The organism is Micromonospora sp. ABR4_055 (assembly GCF_056160425.1).
Genome location: NZ_JBSWXD010000278.1, coordinates 1 through 3,562, shown reverse-complemented (window position 1 = coordinate 3,562; position 3,562 = coordinate 1). Strand labels below are relative to the sequence as shown.

General features: G+C 70.7%; 5 protein-coding genes and 1 pseudogene. 2 read left to right on the top strand and 4 right to left on the bottom strand.

Going from position 1 to position 3,562, the window contains the following annotated elements; all coding sequences use genetic code 11:
- A pseudogene (locus ACXAHD_RS31670) lies at positions 1-219 on the top strand (hypothetical protein); the annotation flags it as partial.
- Between the two features lie 37 nt (positions 220-256).
- On the opposite strand, the gene ACXAHD_RS31665 reads toward ACXAHD_RS31670, so the two are convergent.
- From ACXAHD_RS31665 to ACXAHD_RS31650, 4 genes are all read right to left on the bottom strand, one after another.
- Positions 257-1,126 (bottom strand): AraC family transcriptional regulator, encoded by an 870-nt coding sequence (locus ACXAHD_RS31665; protein WP_475055088.1) that lies wholly within the window; start codon positions 1,124-1,126, stop codon positions 257-259.
- 113 nt (positions 1,127-1,239) lie between these two features.
- A complete protein-coding gene (locus ACXAHD_RS31660; RefSeq protein ID WP_281555737.1) occupies positions 1,240-1,722 on the bottom strand; it encodes a GNAT family N-acetyltransferase in 483 nt (160 codons plus the stop codon).
- Positions 1,723-1,757: 35 nt separating this feature from the next.
- Positions 1,758-2,132, bottom strand: a complete 375-nt coding sequence (locus ACXAHD_RS31655; protein ID WP_281551991.1) for an ArsR/SmtB family transcription factor — start codon at positions 2,130-2,132, stop codon at positions 1,758-1,760.
- Positions 2,133-2,265: 133 nt separating this feature from the next.
- Positions 2,266-2,898, bottom strand: a complete 633-nt coding sequence (locus tag ACXAHD_RS31650; protein WP_475055087.1) for a GNAT family N-acetyltransferase — start codon at positions 2,896-2,898, stop codon at positions 2,266-2,268.
- Positions 2,899-3,136: 238 nt separating this feature from the next.
- Here ACXAHD_RS31650 and ACXAHD_RS31645 point away from each other — a divergent pair, with 238 nt between their 5' ends.
- Positions 3,137-3,409 (top strand): alpha/beta fold hydrolase, encoded by a 273-nt coding sequence (locus tag ACXAHD_RS31645; protein WP_475055086.1) that lies wholly within the window; start codon positions 3,137-3,139, stop codon positions 3,407-3,409.
- The last annotated feature ends 153 nt before the right edge of the window (positions 3,410-3,562 follow it).

The window sequence follows — 3,562 nt, the reverse complement described above, 5'->3', positions numbered from 1 at the left end:
CTTTCCGTCCTTCCCCCCCCGCCTCCCACCGCTCCCCCCCCCCCCCCCCCCCCCCCCCCGGCACTGGTGCTGGCGCTGCACGGACTTTCGATCGGTCAGCTGGCGGTGCCGGTCGGCGTGCTCGTCGTCGTCCTGCATCTGGTGCCCGCACTGGTCGCCCGGCTGCTGCTGCGTCGCCGTCGGCGGGGCGCGGCGGATGCGCCGGACCCGGCGACCTGACTGTCCGTACGATCTGCTGCCCGCCAGTCCTGCCCCGTCAGTCCGGTTCGACGGGCAGCCACAGGTCGCAGGTGGCGGTGCTGAAGTCGGCCGCACGTTCGAGGAAGGCAACCATCGACGGACCCGGCCGCAGCCGCCACGGGTTGGACGGGAACCACTCGGTGGCGGTCGCGGCCCAGGCCGCCTGCAGGGTCTGCGGGTGCGGTCCGGCGGTGCGGAACACCGCCCAGGTGCCGGCCGGCACCTCGACGGAGTCGAGGTCGGCGGGGATGGCCGTGTCCGTGTCGATGGCGACCCCGTGCAGGTAGGTGAGCTCGGTGCCCTCGGTGCTGTCCGGGTCGAGGTCGTGGAGAATCTGCAGCAGTCCGGCCGGCTCGGCGTTGCCGAGCGACTTCAGCCGGGAGTGCTCCTGGGCCGGTAGTGCGGCGATGTGCCGCTGGATGTGCGGGCTGACGCCGTGGTGGATCAGCGGGACCCGGGCCGCGTGTCCGACGAGCCGGAAGGCGGGCCGGTCGATGATTCGGGTGTGCATCGGAGTGTTCCCTTCGACGGTCAGGCGGAACCTGAGCTGTGACTGGGTGCGAAGGGGGCCTCCGCGACGGCGCACGTCACCCGGGCCGACACCGTGTACGGCCCGGAAGGCCCGCCCGAACGCCTCCGTCGAGCCGTACCCGTACCGGACGGCGATGCTCAGCAGATCGTCGTCGCCGCGAACGAGGTCGGCGGCGGCGACGGTCATCCGGCGGCGGCGTACGTACTCCGACAGCGGCATGCCGGCCAGCGACGAGAACATCCGGCGCAGGTGGTACTCGGTCGTGCCGAGCGTGCCGGCCACCGCGTCGACGTCGAACTCCTCGGTCAGGTGCTCTTCGACGAGGTCGACCAGCCGATTGAGTGCCGAGATCACGAAGCCTCCCTTCGCCGTTCAGCCTGGCCGAACCCGCCTCGGCGGCGCCCGACTTCTGCGGCCCGATCCGATCATCCGCGACCGACCCGGCCCGGGGCGCGCCGGTCGGAAGGTCAGCCGATGTTCGGGCTGCGGCGTTCGAGGAGGACGACGTCACGCCAGCGGCCGTGATGGCGGCCGATGCGTTCGCGGGTGCCGATGGTACGGAAACCGCATCCGTGGTGCAGGGCGATGCTGGCGGTGTTCTCGGGGAAGACTCCGGACTGGATGGTCCAGATGCCGGCCTGTTCGGTGGCGGTGATCAACTGCTGGAGCAGTTGCCGGCCGATGCCGCGCCCGCGGGCGTCGGGGTGGACGTAGACGGAGTGCTCGACGACCCCGGCATAGACGCACCGGTCCGAGACAGGGGCGCAGGCGGCCCAGCCGACGACGGTGTGCACTCCGGCGGCGGGGTCGACGGCGACCCAGCGGTGGTCCGGCAGGCGGGTGGCCGTGAAGTTGTCCCAGGAAGGCGGCTCGGTCTCGAAGGTAGCGTTGCCGGTGGCGATGCCGAGCCGGTAGATGTCGAGTACGGCGTTGCGGTGTGCGTCGGTCATCGGGGCGAGGACGAGTGGCGGTGCCTTGTCGGCGGTCAACGGGTGACTCCGGTGGTGGCGATCGGGACGTCGAGTAGCTGGGACAGGGCGGTGAGCCGGGCCGGGACGATCCAGTAGTACACCCAGGTGCCGCGACGCTCGCAGTCGATCAGACCGGCCTCGCGCAGCACCTTGAGGTGGTGCGAGATCGTCGGCCCGGTCAGGGTGAACGCGTCGGTCAGGTCGCAGACGCACACTTCGTCGCCAGCCTGGGACGCGATCAGGGACAGCAGTCTCAGCCGCACCGGGTCGCCGAGGGCCTTGAAGCCGCGGGCCAGGCTGGCGGCTGCGTCGTCGGTCAGCGCCTGGTCGGTCAGCGGGGGGCAGCAGGTCGACGCGTCCGGCACGATCGACAGCTCTTGTCTTGACACTCGTCTAGTTTGACAATTGTCGAGTCAGGTCGCAACCTCGTTGTTTAAATGTTGGTCTAATCAAGTTCGGCGGCGCGGATGTCCCGTGTTCAACTCGCCCTGCGCGTCGCCGACGAGCAGCCGAGCCGGGCCGTCAGCCGGCCACGCTCCGGGGCCGGGGCTCGCGCCACATCGGCCAGATCGGCGGGCCGTCGGGCAGCCGGACCGGTCCGTGCGGTCGGTAGCCGTGCCGGAGGTAGAGGTCCCGGTTGCGGGGCGTGGTCGCCTCCAGGTAACCGGGGGTTCCGTAGCCGTCCAGATGCCGGTGGTGGTGCCGCAGCAGCGCACTGCCCAACCCGCCGCCCTGCCGCCACGGCGCCACCGCCAGGTAGGCCAGATGCCAGTGCGGCTGCCACGGATGGTGCGCCGCCAGGATCCGGCCCAACGCGGCGAAGCGGGGTTGCCACCGTCCGGTCGCGGTGAGCAGTTGCAGCTCGTGATTGCTGACCGTCTGCGGCTCGGTGGGCGTACGCCGCCCGCGCGGGTGCCAGACCGCGATCCCGCTGAACTGGCCGGCGATGTGCACCGTGCCGCCGGCCCGGATGGCGTGATCGAGCTCGATGGTGAACAGCGTCCGGAAGATCTCCGTCCGTGCCTCCAGGTCGCCGACCAGCCACTGCGACACCGGCGCGATCAGGAACGCCTCGGTGAGCAGCGTGGCGGCCTGCGGAAGGTCGTCCACTCCGGCGGTACGGATCGTCACGGCGGCTGGGTGGATCGCGGTCATCAGCGGCCTCCTGCCGGTCGGCGTATCTGCGTGACGGGTTGCCCAGCCGGTGGGCCGGGCAATGCAGGTGACGTCCGTGGGACCGGGCCGGATGGCGTAGCGGCAGGTCAGATGCCCGACACTTGTACTGTCGCTGGTGAGAACTGCAATACGCCGACCGGCGTCGGTGTGACAGCTGGTCCCGTTTGTGGCAGCTGGTAGCCGAGTGTGCTGGAGGCTCGATGGCGACGTTCACGGGATGCCGGACGACCAGGCGGCGGAGGTGCTGCGGCGCGACCGCGACCAGTCCGGCACGCCGTTCGGGCAGCCCTGGCCGCTGCCGGCCTGGCCGGATGTGCCAACCCGGTTCGTCGTCTGCCGCGACGACCGGTTCTTTCCCGCCGGGTTCATCCGTGGCCTGGTCGCGCAGCGGCTCGGCATCACGCCCGACGAGATCGGCGGTGGCCATCTGGCGGCGCTCACCCACCACCGGGAGCTGGCTGACCAGTTGGAGTCGTACCTCCTCGACTGACCCAACCGGATTGCCCGCCGAGCGTGAGCCCGGCGCGCAACCGGACCGGGGGGGGTGCCAAAACCCCAAACCCCCAATCCCGGTTCATGGCCTCTCGAGCCAGGCAGGGGCGAAGCGAACAAGGATTGGAGAGAGATCAACGCTCAGGAGAAA